At 53.5% G+C, this 23,009-nt stretch carries 20 protein-coding genes; 3 read left to right on the forward strand and 17 right to left on the reverse strand.

Annotated features, from left to right (window positions below):
- Nucleotides 1-18: 18 nt before the first annotated feature.
- The 15 genes from FB555_RS06555 to FB555_RS06625 form a co-directional block, all read right to left on the reverse strand.
- The gene (locus tag FB555_RS06555) at nucleotides 19-996 is read right to left on the reverse strand and encodes a glycosyltransferase family A protein (protein WP_182484679.1); all 978 of its coding nucleotides are present in this window, start codon (nucleotides 994-996) and stop codon (nucleotides 19-21) included.
- Complete coding sequence (locus FB555_RS06560; protein WP_182484680.1) at nucleotides 986-1,915, reverse strand: NAD-dependent epimerase/dehydratase family protein; 930 nt, start codon at nucleotides 1,913-1,915, stop codon at nucleotides 986-988. Before FB555_RS06560 ends, FB555_RS06555 begins: the two co-directional genes overlap by 11 nt.
- On the reverse strand, nucleotides 1,908-3,134 hold the full coding sequence (locus FB555_RS06565; RefSeq protein WP_182484681.1) for a rhamnosyltransferase WsaF family glycosyltransferase: 1,227 nt from the start codon (nucleotides 3,132-3,134) through the stop codon (nucleotides 1,908-1,910). Before FB555_RS06565 ends, FB555_RS06560 begins: the two co-directional genes overlap by 8 nt.
- Nucleotides 3,135-3,183: 49 nt before the next feature.
- Nucleotides 3,184-4,245 carry a glycosyltransferase family 2 protein gene (locus FB555_RS06570; RefSeq protein WP_182484682.1) on the reverse strand — a complete coding sequence of 354 codons (1,062 nt, stop codon included), beginning with the start codon at nucleotides 4,243-4,245 and terminating at the stop codon, nucleotides 3,184-3,186.
- Complete coding sequence (locus FB555_RS06575) at nucleotides 4,242-5,474, reverse strand: glycosyltransferase family 4 protein (protein ID WP_182484683.1); 1,233 nt, start codon at nucleotides 5,472-5,474, stop codon at nucleotides 4,242-4,244. The genes FB555_RS06570 and FB555_RS06575 overlap by 4 nt, the downstream gene beginning before the upstream one ends.
- A gap of 40 nt (nucleotides 5,475-5,514) precedes the next feature.
- Nucleotides 5,515-6,384, reverse strand: coding sequence for a glucose-1-phosphate thymidylyltransferase RfbA (gene rfbA, locus FB555_RS06580; RefSeq protein ID WP_182484684.1), 870 nt, complete (start codon nucleotides 6,382-6,384; stop codon nucleotides 5,515-5,517).
- Between the two features lies 1 nt (nucleotide 6,385).
- Nucleotides 6,386-6,994 carry a dTDP-4-dehydrorhamnose 3,5-epimerase family protein gene (locus tag FB555_RS06585; protein WP_182484685.1) on the reverse strand — a complete coding sequence of 203 codons (609 nt, stop codon included), beginning with the start codon at nucleotides 6,992-6,994 and terminating at the stop codon, nucleotides 6,386-6,388.
- Between the two features lie 34 nt (nucleotides 6,995-7,028).
- Nucleotides 7,029-7,832, reverse strand: a complete 804-nt coding sequence (locus tag FB555_RS06590) for a glycosyltransferase (RefSeq protein WP_182484686.1) — start codon at nucleotides 7,830-7,832, stop codon at nucleotides 7,029-7,031.
- Nucleotides 7,822-8,073, reverse strand: coding sequence for a hypothetical protein (locus FB555_RS06595; RefSeq protein WP_182484687.1), 252 nt, complete (start codon nucleotides 8,071-8,073; stop codon nucleotides 7,822-7,824). The genes FB555_RS06590 and FB555_RS06595 overlap by 11 nt, the downstream gene beginning before the upstream one ends.
- A gap of 124 nt (nucleotides 8,074-8,197) precedes the next feature.
- Complete coding sequence (locus tag FB555_RS06600) at nucleotides 8,198-9,268, reverse strand: glycosyltransferase family 2 protein (protein ID WP_220475877.1); 1,071 nt, start codon at nucleotides 9,266-9,268, stop codon at nucleotides 8,198-8,200.
- Nucleotides 9,243-10,793 carry a DUF2142 domain-containing protein gene (locus FB555_RS06605; RefSeq protein ID WP_220475878.1) on the reverse strand — a complete coding sequence of 517 codons (1,551 nt, stop codon included), beginning with the start codon at nucleotides 10,791-10,793 and terminating at the stop codon, nucleotides 9,243-9,245. The genes FB555_RS06600 and FB555_RS06605 overlap by 26 nt, the downstream gene beginning before the upstream one ends.
- 690 nt (nucleotides 10,794-11,483) lie before the next feature.
- On the reverse strand, nucleotides 11,484-14,588 hold the full coding sequence (locus FB555_RS06610) for a hypothetical protein (protein ID WP_182484690.1): 3,105 nt from the start codon (nucleotides 14,586-14,588) through the stop codon (nucleotides 11,484-11,486).
- Nucleotides 14,589-14,735: 147 nt separating this feature from the next.
- The gene (locus tag FB555_RS06615) at nucleotides 14,736-15,140 is read right to left on the reverse strand and encodes a DUF2304 domain-containing protein (protein ID WP_182484691.1); all 405 of its coding nucleotides are present in this window, start codon (nucleotides 15,138-15,140) and stop codon (nucleotides 14,736-14,738) included.
- A complete protein-coding gene (locus tag FB555_RS06620) occupies nucleotides 15,137-15,871 on the reverse strand; it encodes a glycosyltransferase family 2 protein (RefSeq protein ID WP_182484692.1) in 735 nt (244 codons plus the stop codon). The genes FB555_RS06615 and FB555_RS06620 overlap by 4 nt, the downstream gene beginning before the upstream one ends.
- A gap of 28 nt (nucleotides 15,872-15,899) precedes the next feature.
- Nucleotides 15,900-16,877, reverse strand: a complete 978-nt coding sequence (locus tag FB555_RS06625) for a GDP-L-fucose synthase family protein (RefSeq protein ID WP_425485601.1) — start codon at nucleotides 16,875-16,877, stop codon at nucleotides 15,900-15,902.
- A gap of 94 nt (nucleotides 16,878-16,971) precedes the next feature.
- Here FB555_RS06625 and FB555_RS06630 point away from each other — a divergent pair, with 94 nt between their 5' ends.
- The 3 genes from FB555_RS06630 (at nucleotide 16,972) to FB555_RS06640 (ending at nucleotide 20,744) form a co-directional block, all read left to right on the forward strand.
- A complete protein-coding gene (locus tag FB555_RS06630; RefSeq protein WP_182484693.1) occupies nucleotides 16,972-17,748 on the forward strand; it encodes a glycosyltransferase in 777 nt (258 codons plus the stop codon).
- 93 nt (nucleotides 17,749-17,841) lie between these two features.
- Nucleotides 17,842-18,873, forward strand: a complete 1,032-nt coding sequence (gene gmd, locus FB555_RS06635; RefSeq protein ID WP_182484694.1) for a GDP-mannose 4,6-dehydratase — start codon at nucleotides 17,842-17,844, stop codon at nucleotides 18,871-18,873.
- Between the two features lie 23 nt (nucleotides 18,874-18,896).
- Nucleotides 18,897-20,744: an ABC transporter ATP-binding protein gene (locus FB555_RS06640; protein WP_182484695.1), complete on the forward strand. Its 1,848-nt coding sequence runs from the start codon at nucleotides 18,897-18,899 to the stop codon at nucleotides 20,742-20,744.
- Here the strand turns inward: FB555_RS06640 and FB555_RS06645 are convergent.
- Complete coding sequence (locus FB555_RS06645; RefSeq protein ID WP_182484696.1) at nucleotides 20,741-21,451, reverse strand: hypothetical protein; 711 nt, start codon at nucleotides 21,449-21,451, stop codon at nucleotides 20,741-20,743. The two genes, FB555_RS06640 and FB555_RS06645, sit on opposite strands and share 4 nt — an antisense overlap.
- 298 nt (nucleotides 21,452-21,749) lie before the next feature.
- Nucleotides 21,750-23,009: a nucleotide sugar dehydrogenase gene (locus FB555_RS06650; protein ID WP_182484697.1), complete on the reverse strand. Its 1,260-nt coding sequence runs from the start codon at nucleotides 23,007-23,009 to the stop codon at nucleotides 21,750-21,752.

Below are 23,009 nucleotides of genomic sequence, written 5' to 3' on the forward strand. Positions count from 1 at the left end.
ACTCCTCAAACGTTTACCCTAATATCGGCGCTGACCTTCAAGCGACTGTGTCGGGTCGCTTGACGCGACAGCCAAGTCAATTCGGGCGGCGTGGTTATAAGATCGCCACTTCCTTAGAATAAATACTGGATTGACCCACAGCCAAAAGAATTTTTCACGAGACGACATTTGATGGTCTTTCACGATGCGGCTCGCGTCACCCAACGTCTTGCGCACGACCATCCGAATAGTGTGTGAAAACGACAGGGGCGCAATCACAATTCCCATGTTGCGCAATCCGATTGTCTCATCGAAAATTCTCGGTGCAATCTCTTTGGTCGTTAGGTCGTTGGAGTGGATTACTGACGCGTCTGGGGAATAAGCCTTGAGATAACCCGCCGCAAGAAAGTCCTCTGCGAACATTTGGTCCTCGGCATAGGGGACGTCACGGTAGGGAATAATATCTTTCAAGAAATCAACCCTCGTCGCCGAGTTGACGTCTGAATAGAAACCAACTGCCTGTTGATCAAAAGAAGAATGACCATCGAAGCTGTGACGTGACGAGATCGTCGCTCCAAAATTTGCCCCCTGGCGCGCGAACGTCATGAGGATTTCGTACTTGATCATCGGGACACAACCCGGTCGCGGTTCCTGACGCCCCAAGACGCCGACGATGAGCGGGCTCAGCGAGAACGGTGCAACAAGGTTGGCGAGCCAGTGAGAATTTGCGGGAATCGCATCATGGGTAAGAAACGCAATTAATTGCCCCCGGGCGATTTTCGCAGCAAGATTGCGGGTGCGCCCGTGCCCGAACTCGCTATTGGGAATGTGGCGGACACGTGTTCGTGGAAAGTCTTGCAGAATTTTCAAAGTTCTGTCAGTCGAACCAGAGTCGATGACTAGTACTTCGAATTCGAAATCACAGTCTTGGGCCTCGACGGCCTCGAGAATCTCTTTGATGTATTTCTCGCCGTTGAATGTCAATATTGCGACGGTGACGAGCGGTTCATTTACCAATGTTTTCTCCGGAACCTTCTAGCGTTCGCAGAATCCCTTCATCGAGTGTGCTGAAAGAAACGGCGCCAAACTCCTCAATATACCGAGAAATATCGAGAACCACTTTTCGAACGAACGTCGCAGGCGCGGGTTGGATATCTAGTTCCACCGGCCTGTTCGTCGCCCTCCCAACAGCGGCAATTACCTCGGCCACGCTCGCAGCTCTCCCGCTTCCCAAGTTGTAAATTGGCCAATTTGGTGTGTGTGCTGCAATTTTGAGAATCATCGCAATGAGGTCATCGATGTAGATAAAGTCGCGTACCATCGACCCATCTCCCATTTGAACGACGGGTTGAGCGTTGAGAATGCGCCTGATGGCAATAGGAATCAGGCCCTGCTTCTTATGGAGAGCTTGCCCAGAGCCATAGGGATTTGAAATTCGAAGTGCGACCGACGAAAGGTCGTGGGTGGCGTGAAAGTATCGAAGATAGTTTTCCACAGTGAGCTTGCCAATTGCATAGGGCGAAACGGGTAGCGGCATGTCTAACTCTGAGTAGCTTTCCAAGCCCTGATTGCCATAGATGGCGCCTCCTGTCGATGCGTAAAAAAAACGCTGGACGCCCGCGTCAACACAGGCTTCGAGGAGCTGCACCGTTGGCTCGACATTAGTTCGGATGTCAAGAGAGGGGTCACTCTGCGCGGTAGCCGGCGTGGTCGTCGAGAGGAAGTGAAAAACAAAATCCTGCCCCTTGACGGCCTTTTCAATGTCGCCACGATTGAGAAAGTCACCGATGAATTCGGTCACGGAGGTTGCAGCGAACGTTCGTTTGCCGTTACTAAAGCGATCAAAGGCAGTCACGTCATAGCCGGCATCGCACATGGCGTCCACGAGGTGGGAGCCGATGAATCCATTGGCGCCAATAACCAGTGCCCTAACCACGCATCGTCCGTTCAAATTCAACCACGAATTGGGCTCCCGAACTTTCCCACGTCGTCTGTGACAATGAAAGACTCATTTCCCGAGACTTATCCACGGCCGACGGGTCTTCGACTACCCGAACCAGGGCCCGCGCCAGGTCTCCCGGGGTAGGAGCCACGTATTGAATGAATGGACTATCGGCCACCATTCGGTTATTTGGCGCATCGTTGACCACTGGCGCTGCTCCAGCGGCCATCAACTCAAGGGGCAGTAGTGACATGTTGGTCATTGAGATAACGAGTCCCGCAGCACAGCGGTTGTAAATCTCGTTGAGATGCGAAATATCCACACCACCCAAATTATTGAAGGCAAATGGGAGGTCTCGAGACGAAACGTCCCACCCAGCCATATTTATCTCAATGTCGGGTCGCAATTTCGAAAATTCCTCAAGGGCCATGACGCCGAGCTCAAATCCTCGCCTTGCCGTCACGGGACGAGCATAAAAGAAGATTTCTTTGCGGTCGTTGTTGTTCGTTCGAAAGTAACGGTTGTGTTCCACTCCAAAATCAAAGTGGCTAGCTTTCATTCCGTATTCCGTCGACAATTTGTGGGCCAGCCACCCGCCCGCGGTAATTGCCTCGAAGCCAAATTTGTAGGTATTTTCTGCGAGAACCGACTCACTTCCGACGGGATAAAAATACGGCTCGAAATCCTGCACGAAGTAGAGACGACGGGCAAGCGATTTATCCAGGAACGCCGGGTATGCAGTTTCCCAACCCGTCGCGAAAATAGCTTGCACACTGCTCGAGACTCCATCGTCGCGGCTGTATTCAAACATTTCTGCTTGGAGGTGGGGAAACGCGTTGGATTTTGCCATCATCTTTCGAATCTCAGCAATGTCAATCTTGGTTACGTGGTTTGAATAGAAGTAAATTGTGCACGTGTGGCCGGCTTTTTCGGCAAAATCGATGAAACGGAACAAATTGTGGTGGCCGCCACTTGTTTCGCCTGGGGGCGACATTATCCACGCGATGTGCACCGGACCCTCATTCACGGTTACCGGCATTGCGAGATGCGCCGGAGGAGAGTTAAAGACGACGTCGAGCGCGTCGACCGTCTTCACATGGCTGACGCTGTGAAAGTCGCCTAGTAGTCGTTCAAGAATGAGGATGAATAAAGGCTTCCAGCCTTCGCGCGAAAGAACTCTATACGCAATTTTCACGGTCTTCACAGCACTCACCAATTACTCCAAATCACACCCAAAGCACCAAAAACCGCACGGTCTCAGTCTACCGGTGGCTCTGAGACAGCCCCGGGGCAACTTCTGCCGCGGCCAATCTGGCGCTCTCCAGCGAACCTTTGTCGACCAGAACTTTGTCATTGAGGTCGACATGTGTGCTTCGATAGAAGGAGCGCCATTTGGCCCAGTGGAAAAAGGGATTCACGACCAGCCACCTAAATTTTGAACCAAGGGACATTTCTTTATCAGCGACAATTCGAAGTGAATCAATGCCGGCTCCGTAGAGGGGGTAGATAAATTGTCTGCTCCACCGCAAGGGCGGAAGGTCCTTTCCGATTCTGCGCAAACCCGTAATCTCATCGAAAAGACGCATCCGATATTCCCGAAGGGTCAGATCGTTGGAGTGTTCCACGACGGCTTGCGGTGCATACGCCTTGATGAAACCGCCTTCGATCACGTCAAGCCCAAAGGCCATGTCCTCCGAATACAGCACATCCTGGTAGGGAATGACGTCTAGAACGAAACTGCGGCGGGTAGCAGAGTTGACGTCCGAATAAAACGCCATGGCATTGACATCGTCTCGCGACCGGGCAAAATCATCAACATAGAAAAGCGTGGTTCCATAGTTTGGTCCGAAGCGCTGGAAAACCTCGCGAATCTCATACTTGAGGAGGGGGAAACAACCTGGTCTGGCCACCTGTTTTCCAAGAACTGCTGCCGCGTTGAGCCCCTGCGGATCAAGCGGCTTCGTGATTTCATGGAGCCAAAAGGGGCTTGCGGGAATCGCGTCGTGCGACAGGTAGGCGACGTATTCTCCGCGGGCAAGCGTTGCACCGAGGTTACGAGTCTTGCCGTGACCAAACTCACTATTAGGGATTTGATGCAATCGAACGAGTGGGTGCTCTTGGACACGTTCAACAGTGCGATCCGACGAGCCCGAGTCGATGACGAGAACTTCAAAGTCCCACTGGGTCTCCTGCACAGCAAGGGACTCTAGAATCTGGGAAATGTATTTTTCCCCGTTAAAAGTTGGAATAATGACGGTGGCTTGAGGTGTCCCACGAAGGCCTACAAAAGTCCCTGAAGGGACGTTTGATCGCGGGGCCGTCAACGTCGAGCCGTCATAACGCTCAAGAACTCGTCGATGAATGACTCAGCAGGATCAGACCAATGTGTCGCCGCGACACTTTCAGCGATGGTCTTCGAGTACGCAATGGCATCGGGGTTGTTAACAACGCTGATAATGCGCTCGGCAATTGCGCGGGGAGACAAAGGGACATACTCAATATGCGGGCTATCAAAGACGTCACGAGTGTTATCCGCGTCATTAATCATCGGCACAGCCCCAGACGCCATGACTTCCATGGGCAGAAGGGAAAGATTGGTCAATGAAAGGACGAGCGCAACGCTGCAACGGTTGTAGAGGCTGTTCAGCTGCGAAATGTCGAGGGCGGTATTGTTGACATAGGGGAACGGCACGTCGAAGGAACTCATGTCCCAGCCCACTAGGTTAATCACGATGTCGGGTCTAATGCGGTTCAACTCGCTGAGCGCGATGAGTCCAAATTCCGTGGCACGGCGAGGAGTGGGGGGCCGGGCATAAAAGACAACTTCGGTACGTTTTTCAGTATTTTGAAAATTGTATTTTTCTGAATCCACGCCGTAGTCGTAAGAGCCGCCGGGCATGTTGAACTCGTTCGTCAGCTTTCTCGCGAGCCACCGACCAGCAGAGATTCCGTGAAAACCAAAACGGTATGTGTTCTCTGCTAACACATAGTCTGAGCCTCGTGAGAAAAACCACGGTTCAAAGTCCTGGGTAAAGTAGAAACGTTTCGCGGGCTTCGCGTACCTGAACGAGGCATACGCCGTCCCCCAGTCAGAAGCAAAAATTGCATCATAATTTCCGAGAATTCCGGATGAAGGCTCGTAGACAAGAATTTCGGCCTTTAAATCGGGATATGCCGTCGTGACCGACATCATGTTGCGAACACTTTCCACGCTGACAATCGGTAATTTCGCAGGAGAGTAAAGGAATATCGTGACCCGATGACCAGCGTCTTCTAAGACCTTCATGAATCGGAAAGCGTTTTGGTGCCCGCCAGAGGTTCTTCCGGGTGGAGAGATAACCCACGCGACATCAAAGCCTTGAGGTTTCAATTCGAGTTTAAAATCGTTGAAACGTTGCGGGACTGTCCAATCCACGGCGGCGGCATCCTCGGCGTAGACAAAAGCCAAAGGCCCCTGCCGAAACGGATTGTATTTTGTGGCAAGCTCTCGGAGCGAAGAAAATGCCATGGACTTCAGCCCTTCGTTTTTCACCCGGTCGACAATGTGACTCATCAATACGTCCCCTCAGTCACCGTGGAAATCTGTGAGCGTTTCATTTACCGAGCGCCAGTAACCGCTGAAGATACGTGCCATAGCCGCTCTTAGCAAGAGGGGCAGCGATAGTTTCTAGCTCACCATCGTTTATCCACCCTGCCCGCCAGGCGATTTCTTCGATGCACCCGATCTTGAATCCTTGTCGGTCCTCAATGACACGAACATATTCGGACGCCTGCATCATTGATTCAAATGTTCCCGTGTCGAGCCACGCAGTACCTCGGTCCAAAACATCGACTCGAAGGGTGCCCTGCATCAAGTAATGTTCGTTGACGGAACTGATCTCAAGCTCTCCGCGGGCGCTTGGCTTCACGTTGTGTGCCACTTCGATGACGGTATTGTCATAGAAATAAAGGCCCGGAACGGCATAACTGCTCTTGGGCTGACGCGGTTTCTCTTCGATTGAGACAGCGCGCATCTGGGAGTCGAATTCCACAACCCCGTAGGCCTCAGGATTGCTGACTTGATATGCAAAGATGAGCCCGCCGACAACGTCAGAATGTGCCTGCAATGACGTTCCCAAGCCGGCCCCGTGAAATATATTGTCGCCGAGAACGAGCCCTACGCTCTGATCTCCGATGAAGTCCTCACCAATAATGAATGCTTGAGCCAACCCATCGGGGGAGGGCTGTGAGGCGTACTCAATCTGCATCCCCAGTTGGGAACCATCGCCAAAAAGCGAACGAAACTGTTGGTTGTATTCCGGGGTAGTGACGATCAGGACTTCACGAATCCCCGCCAACATCAGCGTTGACAAAGGATAGTAAACCATTGGTTTGTCATAAATCGGCATGAGTTGCTTTGAGATGCCTTTGGTGATGGGCCAAAGCCGCGTTCCGGAGCCACCGGCCAAGATAATTCCGCGCATGTTACTTTTGCCCCTTCAACGTTGAATAGTAGTTCTGAGCTACTTCGAATTGCGGCAGCAACCCCGAGGAAAGCGCCTCCTGAAGCGAGGGTGCCGCTGTGTCTTTTGGAGAAATCCTCAGTTGACTCTGCGGAAGAGGAAAAATCAACGCTAGGTCCGAGTCAAGCGGATTGATCGCGTGCTCACGTTCGGGGTGAAAAACATCGCTCACGAGATAGGTCACGACGGTCCCCTCTTCCAAGCTTAGGAATGCATGGCCGAGGCCTTCGGGCAGATAAACGGCCTTGCCTTCACTGCCGTCGAGAAGGAGCGACTCCCACTTTCCAAACGTTTCTGAGCCCACACGAAGGTCCACAACGTAATCGATGATGGATCCGTGGGGAACTGTCACGTATTTTGCTTGACCGCGCGGGATATCAGCGAAGTGGACACCCCTTAGAACGCCTTTACGCGAGACAGATAGGTTTGCCTGACGTAGGTCAAGGGAATGGCCGACGTTCTCCTCAAGGAGGTCATATCGATACGTTTCGCAGAACATGCCACGATCATCCTTGAACTGTCGCGGAATCACTTCGAAGGCACCAGAGATTCCCATTTCACGAATTTTCACAGTTCTAGACTACCAATCCGTTGTCGGCGAATATTTACCTTTGACGGGCCGACGTAAGGAAGCGGTCTGGTCCGCGAAGTTCGGGTCCCCATCGTTTCTGGAGGAAGGACAACTCGAAATCATGTACAAACGTCTTGCGGCTGACCGATTCAAAGTGAAAAAGTTCGGCGGATGGCTGGATGACGATTCGATGGCCGAGTTTTCGAACCTTGAGGCAAAAATCGACGTCATTGAAGTTGCCAGGGAGGAAAGCCGTGAAGCCACCAACGTCAAAGTAAACAGAACGACGAACCAGCGAGCAAGCGGCAGTGACGCCACTGACGTCACGCTCTCCGTTGGCGGCGGTCGCGGGCAAGCGAATGTCGTCAAGGGACAAAACGTGGTCTGGCGCACCATTTTCATAAGAGTGCCCCGCGTGTTGCACGCTCCCATCTTGAAAATAAAGCAGAGCGCCCACAAGCGCGATCTGAGGCTGCTGGAGAGAGCCCACCATGTCTGTTAGCCACGTCGCGGAAATAATTTCAATGTCATCATTCAGAATTAGAAAATAGTCACCGCGAGCGTGACATGCGCCTAGATTGATTTTTTCTGAGAAATTGAAGGGTTTGTCGAACCAAACGATGCGTAAGCGAGTCCGCTCTGCCAACTGCTCCAATCCCTGGATCACCTCCAGTGAGGCACCGAGGTCAAGCACGATGACAAATTCATAGTCTAAGAATGTGGAACGTTCGATGACAGACTGCACGGCATGAAGTAGATCGCTGGCCTTGGTTTCGTCCCTCTCGCGCAACAGCCCACGACTCGGAATGATGATGGAGACAAGAGGATTACTTTCCACGGGCTCGCCCGCGGATCGAATGAGGAATTCTCCGAGTCCAGAGAATTGGGGCCAAGACAAGCGAACCGATCCGCCACGTCGTGGTGGATCGCAGTGACGCGAGAAGCTCCTCAGTATTGGCATTGCTCTTTAGTGCTGCGATCTCGGATTCAAGCCCAATTATGCGATCCACCAGCGCGAGTTGGCGCAACTGAAGCTCAACGTTAGTGGAGCCCTCGGATCTTTCGACTTCCTTATTCATCTCGGCTGCCATTCTTTCCTCCAACATAGGTCGTTTTTTCTACATTTTGGGTTGTGGGTAAAGTTTCCCAGGGATTCAGGAGGGTGACTCTTGTTGCTCCTCCTGCCCGGCCGTCTTCAGCCCCTTACCGACGCTCAAAAAGATCGAGCATGACGGCGCGCCAGCCTCGCGAAAAGGCGAAGTAGCGCCCTCTGATCAACTGCCGAGTGATCGGGATGACCCGCCTGAGCCTGCTGGGCGAATAGTTCGCCCGAGCGAGCTCGAAAAGGTATTTCATTTCGACGAGCTCACTTTTGCTATCGGGCAGGGCCCACTCGGAGGAGCGTTGATGAAGATCTCGAGCCCGGGCAAAGTTTTTTTGACTTCGCGTCGGTTGACTTCCCTCGATGAGCTGAAGTGCATCCTTGAGCGAACGTCTTCGCGCACCGACCTGGTTCGCAGAATGTTGGCGGTAGGAGAACAGTGGATCTTGGATCACATTGAGTTCCGAACGAAGGGCAGCGACGATGCCGAGCCACTCATCGTGCAGCCATGTCGTTGGAAACGGTGCAGCCAGAGCCAATAGGTCTTTTCGAATCATTGTGCCGGCGCCTGTGATGGTGTTTCTTCGGAGGAGTGCCCGATAGGCCATTCCCGCACGTTCGTCTCGGAGCTCGGACTGTCTAATGCGTAACACGTCGAAGAGAGTCGCCGATTCAGGGGTGCCAATCTCATCCACCAGCAAAGCATTTGAGTGAAGAAGACGGAGATGCGGGTTCTGCGCCATGTGCCGACTCATGACGTCAAGCTTGTTCGGTAGCCAGATGTCGTCTTGATCGCAGAGGGCAATCAACGGCATCGAACAATGAGCCAATGCCCGATTGAAATTTTGGACGACACCGATGTTATCTTTCCCTGCGATGATGTGGACGGAAATATTGGACATATTCCCGGCTTTCTTTTCAAAATCGCCCAATGTCTTTTCGATAACGTCGAGGGTGCCGTCAGTCGAGGCGTCGTCAGATACGACGATTTCTCTCGGAAGAATTGACTGGCTCAGAATGCTCTCGAGCTGTTCCCCAATAAATCTTTTGCCGTTGTAAGTGGCTAAGGCCACCGATATCCCCTCGAGAGAAGCGGCCGTCATTCCTGAAATCGGAGCGGAAGCGGTCGTCACGGGGTGCCGACCATCATTTTGTCGCGGTGAAGGCAGCATGCGTCTTGACATGCTTCTCTCCGGAGAGGTGAAGATTGTTAAAGATCAAAAGGAGGAGTAAGAACCACGAGATACTCCCAATAATCCACACAGTTTGGGGTCCAACGGACGTGCTCCACCACCACTCGATGTTCTGATTGAGATTCATCGACAGTACGTCGGTGCCGGTAATGTAGCGTCTCATATTAACGTGCAGTGCTAATGACTGAGCTACACCGAGCATGCCTACCCAGACAACAATCTGGCCGCGGGACACAAAAAAGTCATGTCCCGACTTAACATACAGAGCCACGGCCATGATGACGACGATAAGGGGCAGAAGGTATCGCGGTTGAAGGTCTGAACCAACACGGGACAGGGAAACCTGGAGGACGTAGAGAGGAAGCGCGATGAGCGCGGCAGCGACCCCGCACAAAGCCAACGTTTTCCTCATATCAAGATGCCTCAACCCAGTGAAGAAAGCTGTCATCGCGACAAATAGCGCGGGAACCCAGACGAGCATGGGCATTTGAGTATCGAGCCAACCCAAATTGCCCAGCGTGACAGGTACGGAGCCAAGCCCGCTTTCCCCAAAGACGCCAATCCAAAGTGCCGGCAACTGCATCACGTTGCTCACGAGTACACCGAGATTCTCGGCCAAGGATTTCGAACCGGCGGTCGCGCCACCGAGCCCCGTCGAGGCAACTCCGGCCTGCTGTGACATGAAGTAGAAAATCAAGGAGATTCCCAACCCGGCGAGCGGGAGGAGCGCCTTCCAAGCGAAAGCACGTGACTTTGTGAATGAAAGTGTCATTGCCGCGAGCGAGGCTATGACCGCGTAGATTGCCGCGTCACCGCGTGCGCCGGCCGCCATCACCGTGGAAATGAGGAACAGCCCACCGAGAGCAACGAGAGGGCCTCTTTTTGTCACTGCGAAAAACGAGAGTAATGATGTAAAGGCAAATGCCACGCCCATGATGGCCCAAGAGCTGGGGTTATTGGAGGTCACGAGAAAGAGGCCAAGGGGCAGAAGGGTGACTGGCCACATAATCGCCGACATTCGTCGAATTCGTGGAGGGCTTAAAAACCATAAGGTCGTCGTAAAGGCAACGAAAATCAATGAATTCACGAGTCTCATCACCAGCACTGATCCCTCAATCGATGAGCCGACAAATAACCTCATAAACGAGTAGAAAACAGGAGGATAGTTGTTTTGAAAATTTCCCCTGTCCGTCGTAGCCATGACACCGCTTTCGATCGTGGCCGGGCCGCCTTGGCATGCTGCTGATTTTGATGGAATGAAGGAGTAACAGGGTGCATGAGGGAGGAAGCGCGGGACAATGCGTTCGGTCGTCGTCGGTCCTGCTTCGCAGACTCCCGTTTGGAAGCTACCCCCGCACCAAATGCTGTCGAGGTGAAAATCGTCGTCCGGCGCGGAACCGACCGGTGAAGCCAGCGACCAGCTGGCGAGAACTAAAAGTAAAAGTATGGGCGCAATAGAAATCGGCTTAAATCGCGATCGCAAACCTTGGAAAAATATTCTCACGTCTCGGCCTTCCAGATGGTGTTGAAGCGACGCCCAAGACGGAACTTATGCGGGATTGAATGACGTACGTAATAATATCGTCTCGGTTTCGAATGTTCGAATGTTCGAATCTCGCGTTGCGGTTATACCTACTCAAACGTTGACGAGACTTCGGTGGGCATACGGCCGCAAGTCTCAATCCCGTGTTATCTTCGACCATATGAAACGAAGTTCGCGCATTGTTGCCTGCCTGGCGGGGCTCGTACTGTTATCCAGCTGTGCAACAGTGCCAGAACCGACGGCTGGACAGAGTAGTTCAGGGAGCCAAGCCAGTGAAACGATTTCTCCTGCAAAGCAGAGAATTCTCACTCAGTCGCCAGCGCCGTCGGCTGCACCCACATCAGTAGAAACGTCAAAACCACGTCCTGGGCAACCTCAGGCTCGAACAGATGTTGTGTGGGCTGATTATGACGCCGGCATAAAGTCTGATATCGATCGGGCAACTGATGCCCGAGATTGTCAGGGTATTGAGAGCTTCTACGGCATGGCGACAGCCACGGAAGACTCCGTAATGGCCCGTTCAGGCCATGGAAATCAAGCCCTGGTCACCTACCTCGACGAAGCCGTGATATTGGCTAATTGTCCTTGACGCTACCCGAGGATCCTTAGGTTAAAGCTTGACTGGCTTAAATTGGATTGCGCCAGAGGAGGCTATGGCACGGTGACGTAGGTGCAGCCCCAGTCGTAGTCGGTGCCCGTTGATGTTTGGGGGTAGCCGCAGATGCGGTGGGTTCCGGCGCTGGCGCTGATGCTGGTGGTGAAGCCGTGGTTGCTACCAGCGGAGGGGTAGTTGGTTAGTGATGCGGTGTTGGCACTGTTGGCGGTGACGGGGCTTTGGCGTATTCCATCTACGGTGAAGATGACGGTGGTGGTCGCGGATTGGTTGGCGGGGGACAGCAACCAGCCGGAAGTGTTGATTTGGCCGGGGCTTCCGGTGAGGGTTGCCCACGCACCGGCGATTAACGGGGTGACGGGTACGGTGACGTAGGTGCAGCCCCAGTCGTAGTCGGTGCCCGTTGATGTTTGGGGGTAGCCGCAGATGCGGTGGGTTCCGGCGCTGGCGCTGATGCTGGTGGTGAAGCCGTGGTTGCTACCAGCGGAGGGGTAGTTGGTTAGTGATGCGGTGTTGGCACTGTTGGCGGTGACGGGGCTTTGGCGTATTCCATCTACGGTGAAGATGACGGTGGTGGTCGCGGATTGGTTGGCGGGGGACAGCAACCAGCCGGAAGTGTTGATTTGGCCGGGGCTTCCGGTGAGGGTTGCCCACGCACCGGCGATTAACGGGGTGACGGGTACGGTGACGTAGGTGCAGCCCCAGTCGTAGTCGGTGCCCGTTGATGTTTGGGGGTAGCCGCAGATGCGGTGGGTTCCGGCGCTGGCGCTGATGCTGGTGGTGAAGCCGTGGTTGCTACCAGCGGAGGGGTAGTTGGTTAGTGATGCGGTGTTGGCACTGTTGGCGGTGACGGGGCTTTGGCGTATTCCATCTACGGTGAAGATGACGGTGGTGGTCGCGGATTGGTTGGCGGGGGACAGCAACCAGCCGGAAGTGTTGATTTGGCCGGGGCTTCCGGTGAGGGTTGCCCACGCACCCGCAATCGTTGGTGGCGCTGGAGGCACGGTGACGTAGGTGCAGCCCCAGTCGTAGTCGGTGCCCGTTGATGTTTGGGGGTAGCCGCAGATGCGGTGGGTTCCGGCGCTGGCGCTGATGCTGGTGGTGAAGCCGTGGTTGCTACCAGCGGAGGGGTAGTTGGTTAGTGATGCGGTGTTGGCACTGTTGGCGGTGACGGGGCTTTGGCGTATTCCATCTACGGTGAAGATGACGGTGGTGGTCGCGGATTGGTTGGCGGGGGACAGCAACCAGCCGGAAGTGTTGATTTGGCCGGGGCTTCCGGTGAGGGTTGCCCACGCACCGGCGATTAACGGGGTGACGGGTACGGTGACGTAGGTGCAGCCCCAGTCGTAGTCGGTGCCCGTTGATGTTTGGGGGTAGCCGCAGATGCGGTGGGTTCCGGCGCTGGCGCTGATGCTGGTGGTGAAGCCGTGGTTGCTACCAGCGGAGGGGTAGTTGGTTAGTGATGCGGTGTTGGCACTGTTGGCGGTGACGGGGCTTTGCAGTACCCCGTCGACACTGAAGATGACGGTGGTGGCGGCGGATTGGTTGGCGGGGGTGAGGAGCCATCCTGATGTAGCAATTTGTCCAGGGATGCCGGTCAGCGTTTCCCAGGAACCACTGACTAAGGGGGCAGTGGGCACGGTGACGTAGGTGCAACCCCAGTCGTAGAGGGCGCCGGTTTGGGTTTGGGGGTAGCCGCAGATGCGGTGGGTTCCGGCGCCAGCACTGAAGGTGGTGGTGAAACCGTGGTTGCTGCCAGCGGAAGGGAACTGTGCCAACGACGCCGAGTTCGCCGTATCCGCAGTCAGGACCGCTTGGCGGATTCCGTCGATGGTGAAGACGACGGACGTAATTGCGGTCTGGCTCGCGGGATCTAGTAGCCATCCCGACGTACCAATTTGTCCAGGGATGCCGGTCAGGGTTGCCCAGGAACCACTGACTAAGGGGGCAGTGGGCACGGTGACGTAGGTGCAACCCCAGTCGTAGAGGGCGCCGGTTTGGGTTTGGGGGTAGCCGCAGATGCGGTGGGTTCCGGCGCCAGCACTGAAGGTGGTGGTGAAACCGTGGTTGCTGCCAGCGGAAGGGAACTGTGCCAACGACGCCGAGTTCGCCGTATCCGCAGTCAGGACCGCTTGGCGGATTCCGTCGATGGTGAAGATGACGGACGTAATTGCGGTCTGGCTCGCGGGATCTAGTAGCCATCCAGATGTGGTGATGCCGCCGGGGGTTCCCGCGAGAATATCCCACCCGCCAACAAGCGGCGGCGTCGAACTTTGAGTTGAGCCGAACCAGTCAACATAGTTCTGGAAAAAATTGCGGTTTCCATACGCCGAGCAAGCATCTCCCCTGGCGTAACCAGCCGCGAGGGAGGCAGCGTTAGGAGTGTAAGGAGTGTAGTAATAAAGGGCGGCTGTAGCGCGGTTCTGGATGAGCACGGGTTTGCTTCCACATTCAGGCATGTTCGCTTGATAAAGAACGGGGGTGACTTGACCCACGGGATACCACGTGTAAGGCGAATTGCCATAACGCTGAAATTGACTCGCCGCAGCCCACACCTGATAGAAGAATCCTGCATAGTCTTGAACGCACGGTTGACCGTTGTCGTAGCAGGCGAATCCCGTTGCTTGATTTAATTGGCGAACGGTGGGCCAAGAATCTGAAACTAGGGATTGTTCTTTTTCAAGTAAAACCAGGAGAACTTTCTGGCTGATGTTGCACGCTATACCAACTTTGGCAATGATGTCGGATGCTCTTTCCGAAGGCCCTCCTGCATAAGCATTGCAAAGCCTTGGTTGGGCAGACATATTCGGTGTCGATTGATAAAAGTCCTTGAGGCAGACGTCAGAAATCGTTGTTGATCCAAACGGTGCTCCCGCTGCGTGTGATGGTTGCCCGTTGTTGATGGTGCACGACGGAACTTGCTTGTTCAGAAAGTCCTGAACTACCACGGCCGACATGGCACTGCCGTTAAAAAACACATCGTCACTAATGATGTTACCGGCGTTGAACTGACTCAAATCTGCCGCTGTGGCCGAGGACTGCGTTGCTAGGGGGTTAATGCCTCCAAATCCTGAAATGACCAATGTGCATGCCAGAAAGATTCCTCCAGTGGCTAGCCAAATCGCTCGGCGTAAAGAACTCATATCTTCAAATTGTAAACGCAAAAATCAATATTTGCTTTGAAGTTGCGCGTGTGGTGACCTTTTTTAGGTTGCCGTCTTGCGGGAGAAGTTTCAGGTCGCTCTCGCGCGGAGTTTGGGCGATTACTACTCTTACGGGCTCTGATTGAATCAGTCTTCATCCGCAACGGGCAACGAGGCAGAATCATCCGAGGTATTTCCGAGACACTTTTCTTGAAGGTTTTCGACTCGGAGCTCAACGACGATCAGACGTTCGACAATCGCACGGTTGTGCGATTCAAGCTGCGTGAGTTCGGAGCTGTGCTGGAGAGCGACTAGGAATAGTGTGAACAAGCTCACAAAAAATACGAGGTTTACAGGAACTTCGAAGCCCAGCGCCCGAGAAAGTATTTGAAGGGTTGAGGGAAAGACACTGATGACAATCGCAAATATTCCGGCGATGAGCCACCACCCTGCGTGCCGTTCTCTGAGGTGTCGGCGCCGAAGCATCTCGATGACGATTCCAAACGTCGCCAGAGCCGCAACGATGCCGAGGGTGTATTGAACGGGGCTCAAGAAAATTGTCCATTTCGTGACGTCACGGGAGGTCGCAGGAATGCGAAAAGTATGGCCACGCCGACTCGTACGAGAAAGACGGACGCTTTCAGTGAGCCGTGGGACGGCGTTCCCCCTGCGCGAGTGCGCATTGCTACAGGAACCTGCGTGATTCTGAAACCGACGCGAGCGGCAATAACCAATGACTCGACGGTGTCTCCAAGGTACTCGGCGGGATAATTCTCCGCGAAAAGCCGAACCGCTCGTGGTCCGGAAGCCCGGAACCCGGAGGTGGTGTCCGTAAGTTTCGAGTGTGCTGAGCGGCTCAAAATTTTGGCCAAGATAACGATGGCCCATTTGCGGGGTCCTCGGGCTTCGTACTCTCCCGATCCAGCAAATCGCGCACCCAATACAAGGTCAGCATTTCGCAGTTCAGCTACCAGCCGCGAAACATCATCTGGGTTGTGTTGTCCATCAGCATCAACTTGCACCACGTTTTCGAAGTCATTTGCCAAGGCATAGTTGAAGCCGACGCGCATGGCCCCCCCCACGCCCAAGTTGTATGGCAAGGTCGCCACGATGGCCCCGGCGGACCGTGATATTTGGCTCGTTCTGTCGCGCGAGCCGTCATCGACCACGAGGCACTTGATGCCCGGGTTTGTCTTGAAGACTTCTGCTAGGACGCCACCGATGGCGGCTTCTTCGTTGAACGCAGGCATCACGATGAGCGTTTTCCTGAGATCTACCACCATGTTCAGAATCTTAGCAATCGGGGGCTCATTATTTAGATCTGAGGTTGTGCTCATGTTCCAGGAACCATCGATAGGTGATTTCGAGGCCGTCTTCCAAGGAAACGTGGGGCCTCCAGCCCAATGCTTTCAATCGAGAAACGTCCAGGAGTTTTCGTGGAGTTCCATCGGGCTTGCTCCTGTCTTGCGAAATCGTCCCTGAGTAACCGACGACTCCCGCGACGAGTTCGCTAAGGTCGCGAATCGAAATATCGTCTCCGAACCCCACATTTATGATTTCCGGGGAATCATAGTTTTCTAGTAAGAAAAAGCATGCGCGTGCCAAGTCGTCGACATAAAGGAATTCACGACGAGGGGTTCCTGTTCCCCACACAGAAACATCGTTGATTCCCGAGAGTTTTGCTTCATGGAAACGACGAATGATGCCGGGGAGCACGTGAGAATTCTGGGGGTGAAAATTATCACCGGGGCCGTAGAGATTAGTGGGCATAGCACTAATCCAACGACGTCCATATTGACGGCGCGAAGCTTGGACGTGCATAATTCCGGCGATTTTTGCAATCGCATACGAGTCGTTTGTGGATTCAAGTGCCCCCGTGAGAAGTGACTCTTCTCTAATTGGCTGGGTTGCAAACTTGGGATAAATACAGGAAGAACCGAGAAAGAGGAGACGGTCAACGTCAACCGAATTTGCGGCATCCATCATGTTGACTTGAATTTGCAAGTTGTCGCTCAAGAACTCGGCAGGGTAAGAGTTGTTTGCAAGGATGCCACCGACTCTCGCGGCAGCATCGATTACGACGGTCGGTCGTTGTGTGGCGAAGAACGTAAAAACTGCGTCGCGGTTCCTCAAATCCAGTTCCGCAGATGTTGCACCGATCAGGTTTGTAAAACCTTTTCTATGAAGTTCACGCCAAATCGCCCCGCCCACAAGACCACGGTGGCCGGCCACATAAACAAGGCTGTTTCTTTCTAGCGGGAAAGCGGGGGAATGTGGCTCAGTCATCATTCTCAGTTCTCTTGTGCAGCGACGAAAGTGCCGACGGGGAAAGGGGCTGTCCAATAGAGTCTATGACGAGACCAGTGATAGAAAGACGGTATACGTGAGCACACGCAATCCCAGAATATTGGTCGTTCTGCCGACCCTTGGGGATCGAATTGAGTCCCTTCGCGAGACGTTGGCGACAATTGAGGCGCAGAAGCTTGACGTCAGCCTGCGTCTCGTTCTCGTCGCCCCCGTGGGGGCAACAGAGGCGCGGGGACTTGCCAGAGAATTCGGTGGGACGGTGATTGATGATCCCAAAACTGGTATTTCCGCGGCTATCAACTGCGGCATCATGGCACGACAGGATGAGGAATTTTACGCGTGGATGGGAGACGACGATCTCTTTAGAGCTGGAGGCTTGAAACGTCTCCAAGATCTTCTCGATGCATCACCCAAAGCAATAGTTTCTTACGGTGGCTGTGACTACATTGATCCCAAGGGCAAGATTCTAGCCCGAAGCCGAGCGGGCAAACTCGCGCAATTCCTCCTTCCCTGGGGCCCCGATTTGATTCCCCACCCGGGGGCGATGATTCGTCTCGATGACCTTGAAGTGATTGGAATGTTCGACACGTCACTCAAATACGCCATGGATCTCGATGCTTTCTTGAAGCTTCAAAAACGTGGAAAATTTGTGTCAACCAGATTTCCCGTATCGGCATTTCGGTGGCATCCGAATTCCCTCACTGTGGCAAATCGCCTCGACTCCAGTTTGGAGTCTGAAGCGGTTAAAACGCGACACCTTCCTGCCGCCGTTCGACCGTTCAGATTTATCTGGCAATATCCGATTCGCTGGGCATCGGCTTTCGCTGCAACGCGAGTGAGCGGGAGAGCATAGAGTTCTCTGCGGTATCGTTGAGAAGCCGCATTCAGCCCCGGCAAAATGTTTGCCAGCTCTTTCTAGGACTTGGCGTGACAAGGAAGAGCAGATATGCCTGAGAACACGACAAAGCGAGCGTTAATTACCGGGATTACCGGCCAAGACGGCAGTTATCTTGCCGAATTGCTGCTGTCGAAAGGTTATGAAGTTCACGGGGTCATTCGCCGAGCGTCTACTTTTAATACCTCGCGAATTGACCACCTTTACAGTGACCCTCACTTGGCTGGAACGAAGCTATTTTTGCATTACGGCGACTTGAGTGATGGCACGCGACTCGTTACGCTCCTCGATGCTGTAAAGCCTCATGAGGTCTACAATCTTGCCGCTCAGTCCCACGTTCGGGTTAGTTTTGATGAGCCTGAGTTCACTGGAAATACAACGGGTCTCGGCTCAATTCGGCTTCTTGAGGCAATTAGGATGGCGGGCTTCAACTCAAAATTTTATCAGGCATCTAGCTCCGAGATGTTCGGCGCAACAGCGCCGCCTCAGAACGAAGAAACTGCTTTTTACCCTCGCTCCCCTTATGGTGCCGCCAAATTGTATTCATACTGGATTACCCGCAATTATCGCGAGGGTTATGGGATGTTTGCCGTTAACGGCATTTTGTTCAACCATGAGTCTCCTCGACGCGGTGAAACTTTTGTCACACGCAAGATTACGCGGGCTGTCGCGCGGATAAAGGCGGGGGTGCAGGATTCCCTTTTCATGGGGAATCTAGATGCGGTGCGTGACTGGGGGTACGCGCCCGAATACGTTGAAGCAATGTGGCTGATGTTGCAAGTCGATCAGCCGGATGATTACGTCGTGGCGACAGGCACGGACTATACCGTGAAGGATTTTCTGAGATTCTCCTTCGAGCACGCGGGGCTGGATTGGGAAAAGTATGTCAAATTTGACGAGCGCTATCTCCGGCCAACGGAGGTTGACGCTCTTGTCGGTGACGCGACGCGTGCCCGAACCAAGCTCGGGTGGACCCCCAAGATTATGACGCCTGAACTCGCGCGAATCATGGTCGATGCTGATGTCGAGGAACTTGCAGTCACGGGGAAACCTTGGATCGACAAGGTCGTCAAACACTCGTGACAATTATTCGAAGGGTCCTCTAGATGTTTGCGGCAATCGGCAGATCCTTGAGCTTCATGTCGAAGCGAGAACGGATTGTGTTCTTCGTCCTTGTGGGGATTCGTGCATTGTCAGGCTTGCTTGACGTCTTGGGAATTGCGTTGATTGCACTACTCGCCGGGCTCGCTGCCAGCAATCTAGATTCTGCTCACCCTTTAGTGATTTTCGGTTACTCGCTTCCTGCCGTTTCGCAAGGAACTCTAGTAATTTTGGTTGTCTGCGTCTTGGCAGTTTTCGCCGTCAAAGCAGTTGTCGCCGTTTCTTTGGGACGAGCTATATCGACTTTCTTGGCGCGCATAGAAAGTGAGAAAGCTGTCGAAATTGCGCGTTATTTGTTCACCGGAAACTTGGCAAAGCTTCAACGGCTAAACAAGGGGGAGATTGTTTGGTCGGTCATGGGGTCGACGTCTTTTGCATTCTCGGGATTGCTGTCGAGCCTTTCGACATTTTTTTCTGAAGGCATTTTGCTGATTTTGGTTGCCGGTACATTTTTTGCCGTCGATCCGATTGCCACAATTTATGTTTTTCTTTACTTTGGCCTGATTATTGCAGCGATTCAACTTGTCGTTGGTCGCGCACTAAAGAAGGCGGGAAATGACTCGGCGAAGGGAAACATGCAAAGCATGGTCGTCATTGACGATGTCCTCGGTGCATTTCGCGAAGTTACAATTTTCAACAAACAGGATTTTTTCGTAGAAAAATTTGGGGTCGCTCGTTCTCGGCTTGCCTCAAGTACGGGGACGCTTAACTTTCTCGCAGGGATGCCGCGCTACGTTGTTGAAACTGCATTGATGCTCGGCGTTGTCATCTTTGTGGGCTTTCAATTCGTGTCGGGGCAACTCGGCTCGGGGCTTGTTACTGTCGGGGTATTCCTGACCGGGGGAGTTCGCATTATGGCATCCTTGCTTCCGCTTCAGAACGCGGTCGCAATGGTGACAAACCAAATTGACCAGTCGCGAATGGCGCAAGATTTGCTCATGGAGGCGAGAGCCGAAGTCCGCACACCTTCACAATCGTCGGAAGCGCACGAAACCTCCGAGGTGACTCAAGCGCAACCTAACTCAGCCAGTCCTCAAGTTGTTGGAGGGCTCGAGATTGTAATGGATGGGGTGACATTTAGCTATGCAGAGGCGAGTTCACCGGCGCTAAATGGTGTTTCTTTGCACATCACCAGTGGGCAACATGTAGCCGTTATCGGCCCGTCGGGTGCAGGTAAGACCACAATCGTTGATGTCATTCTCGGGTTGATTGAGCCAACAACCGGGAGAGTTTCGATCGTCGGACATTCTGTTGGGTCAGGTTCACTTATCGAACAGGGTCTTGTCGCTTACGTTCCACAGAGCCCAGGAATCGTCTCAGGTTCGATAGCGGAAAATGTTGCACTGGGGACGAAGGTCGAAAATATTGATGAGCAGGCTGTCCTGCGCGCACTTGACGCGGCGAATTTATCAGAATTTGTCAACGGCCTTCCGGAGGGAATGTACACATCGGTCGGAAACCAGGCCGATTCCCTAAGTGGTGGCCAAATTCAGCGGCTGGGACTCGCGCGAGCATTGTATGGAAAACCGAGACTCATCGTATTGGACGAGGCAACGAGCGCCCTCGACGCGGGATCAGAGGCGTTCATTTCTTCGAGTTTGAAGAACCTTGGAAACGAAGTCACGGTAATCGTCATTGCCCATAGGCTTTCGACGGTTCAGCACTCCGATGTGGTCTACGTTGTTGAAAATGGCCGCATAACTTCCTCAGGGTCCTTTATGCATTTGAGGAACACGGTACCCATGGTTGCGGAATATGTGAAGTTGATGTCGTTCGAGGAAACGTCGGATTAGGCGTTGGGGCGGAGAGCATTTCGGGAAGCAACCGCTATCAAAATGAGCGAGCTGATCCATAGTCTGCTGACGAAACCAATGAGGCCGTTGCCGCGTTTCTTCGCTCGTTTTTGAAGTGAGACATCGTTTTGGAGTAGGCCATCCATTCTTGCTAACGCGTTGACGTAGGGCTGGTACACCCCGTTTCGAAGCACGGAGTTCATGGGTGAGCCATAGGTGAGCTGACTAGATGTAAACCACGGTCCGACTTTGCGGAGACCATGAAAATGGAAAAAGATCAACATCTGCCCATCTGCGAACACTGACCCGCCGAGTTGGGTTGTCCTATGCCGGCGCGTGTTCCACGGTGCGAGATTGAACCCGGCAGACTCGAGTATTTTAACACCGGGAAAATTTGGGAACGAATTGAGGTAGCCTTGATCAGCGTACTTGTCGGCTTCGGGCTTATCTGAGCACCATTCCAATGTGCGATCTGAATACCAGTCGAGCACGGCTCTGCCCGCGTCGTCATCGCGAAAACCAACCCAGCCAACATTAAATCGACCATATTTTGCCAAGTTGGCTGCGACGTTGTCGGGATAACGATGTTCAATGATTCCGACAGACTCGCTGCCTAGGTCATTAATGACAAGGTTGGGGGAAGAGAAAAAGTACAAGTCTGCGTCGAGGTAGATCGCAATGGAACCAGGCGTTTCCAGCTTTTCCATGACGAATTTGATGAGCAGGGGAGTGCATGTGAAGTAGTACTCCATGTGGGAGCGTTGCGACCGCAGAGGTGCAAGACGCGGCTCGCTCTCTTCGATTTCGGTGATGCTGATGATAAATACGTTTTCAGGTGCGTGTGCCTTTAGGTACTCGCTTGTAGTTTCGTCAAGAGCGAGGACATAAATGGGTGAATTGTCTCCATGTTCCCGGAGCGATTCAATAAGTACTAGTCCACGTGAGAGGTAGCCACTATCAAAATAGGTGCAGTACACCCTTTCATTTGCCGATTCCGTCATAGCGCTACAGGCGTTCGATGTTAGAGCCGACGAACTTGCCCGTTGTGTCAAGGACCGCCGTGGCGCAGGCGCCGATTTCTGAAGCAGCGTCGATGAATTCCTTGTGAGCTTGAACCACGATGGCGATGTCGGAGCCGGACAGTGCGGCTGTCAGGTTTGGCTCTCGGGGAACGGTGAGGCCGTTGACTACCCAGGACGGAACGTGCGGATCAAAATACGAAAGTGTCGCTCCCATGTCAAGCAGACGTTGCGCTAAAGGGACAGCTGGTGATTCACGCTTGTCGGAAATGTTTGACTTGTAGGTAACACCCAAGAGGAGAACTTTCGACCCCTTTACGGCCTTTCCCTGGTTGTTGAGGAGGTCTTGAGCGCGACGGGCGACATAAGGAGGCATGCCGTGGTTTATTTCTTCGGCAAGTTCCACAAATCGGAAGGGCCTTTCAAGCTCGGCCCGAACCTTATACGCCAAGTAGTTGGGGTCAATTGGAATGCAATGGCCACCGACCCCAGCGCTAGGGGAGAACGATTGAAAACCAAACGGCTTTGTCTTGGCCAATTCGACGACATTCCAGATGTCGATGCCCATTGCGTGACAGAACTGAGCCATTTCGTTCACTAACGCAATATTGATGTGTCGGTACGTATTCTCCAGCAGTTTTGCGGTCTCGGCTTCGCGCGTGCCCTTGGCGCGAACCACCTCGTTGATAAATTTCTCGTAGAACTCAACGGCCTTATCACCGCACACCTCAGTCACCCCGCCGACAATTTTGGGGGTGTTCCGAATTCCATAGATTGAGTTGCCGGGATCAATGCGTTCGGGTGAGAATGCCAAGAAGATATTTTGCCCGATAACCCGACCGGTCGTCTCAAGCAGGGGCTTTAGAATCTCATCTGTTGTTCCCGGGTACGTTGTCGATTCAAGGACAACAAGGAGATCGTTGTGAGCGTTCGCGGCGATGTCCCGTGACGCCCCGATGACAGCCCCTAGGTCAGGTTGACCCGAAGCATCCAAAGGAGTGGGAACGCAGATAACAACGACATCGGTTGAGAAAATGCAGGAAGGGTCTGTGGTCGCAGAAAAACCCAAGCCAAGGAGTCGTGAAATATCTTGTGAATCTAGATCATCGATGTGGCTCACGCCGGAGTTGAGATTCTCGACAATCGTTGCGTTGCGGTCGAGCCCGGTGACAGTGAGGCCGGCTTCTGAAGCTGCCACAGCGAGGGGAAGCCCAACGTAGCCAAGCCCGACAATGACAACTTTCAA

Origin of the sequence: Alpinimonas psychrophila (assembly GCF_014137865.1) — a bacterium.
In the GTDB taxonomy this organism is placed as follows: Bacteria; Actinomycetota; Actinomycetes; order Actinomycetales; family Microbacteriaceae; genus Alpinimonas; species Alpinimonas psychrophila.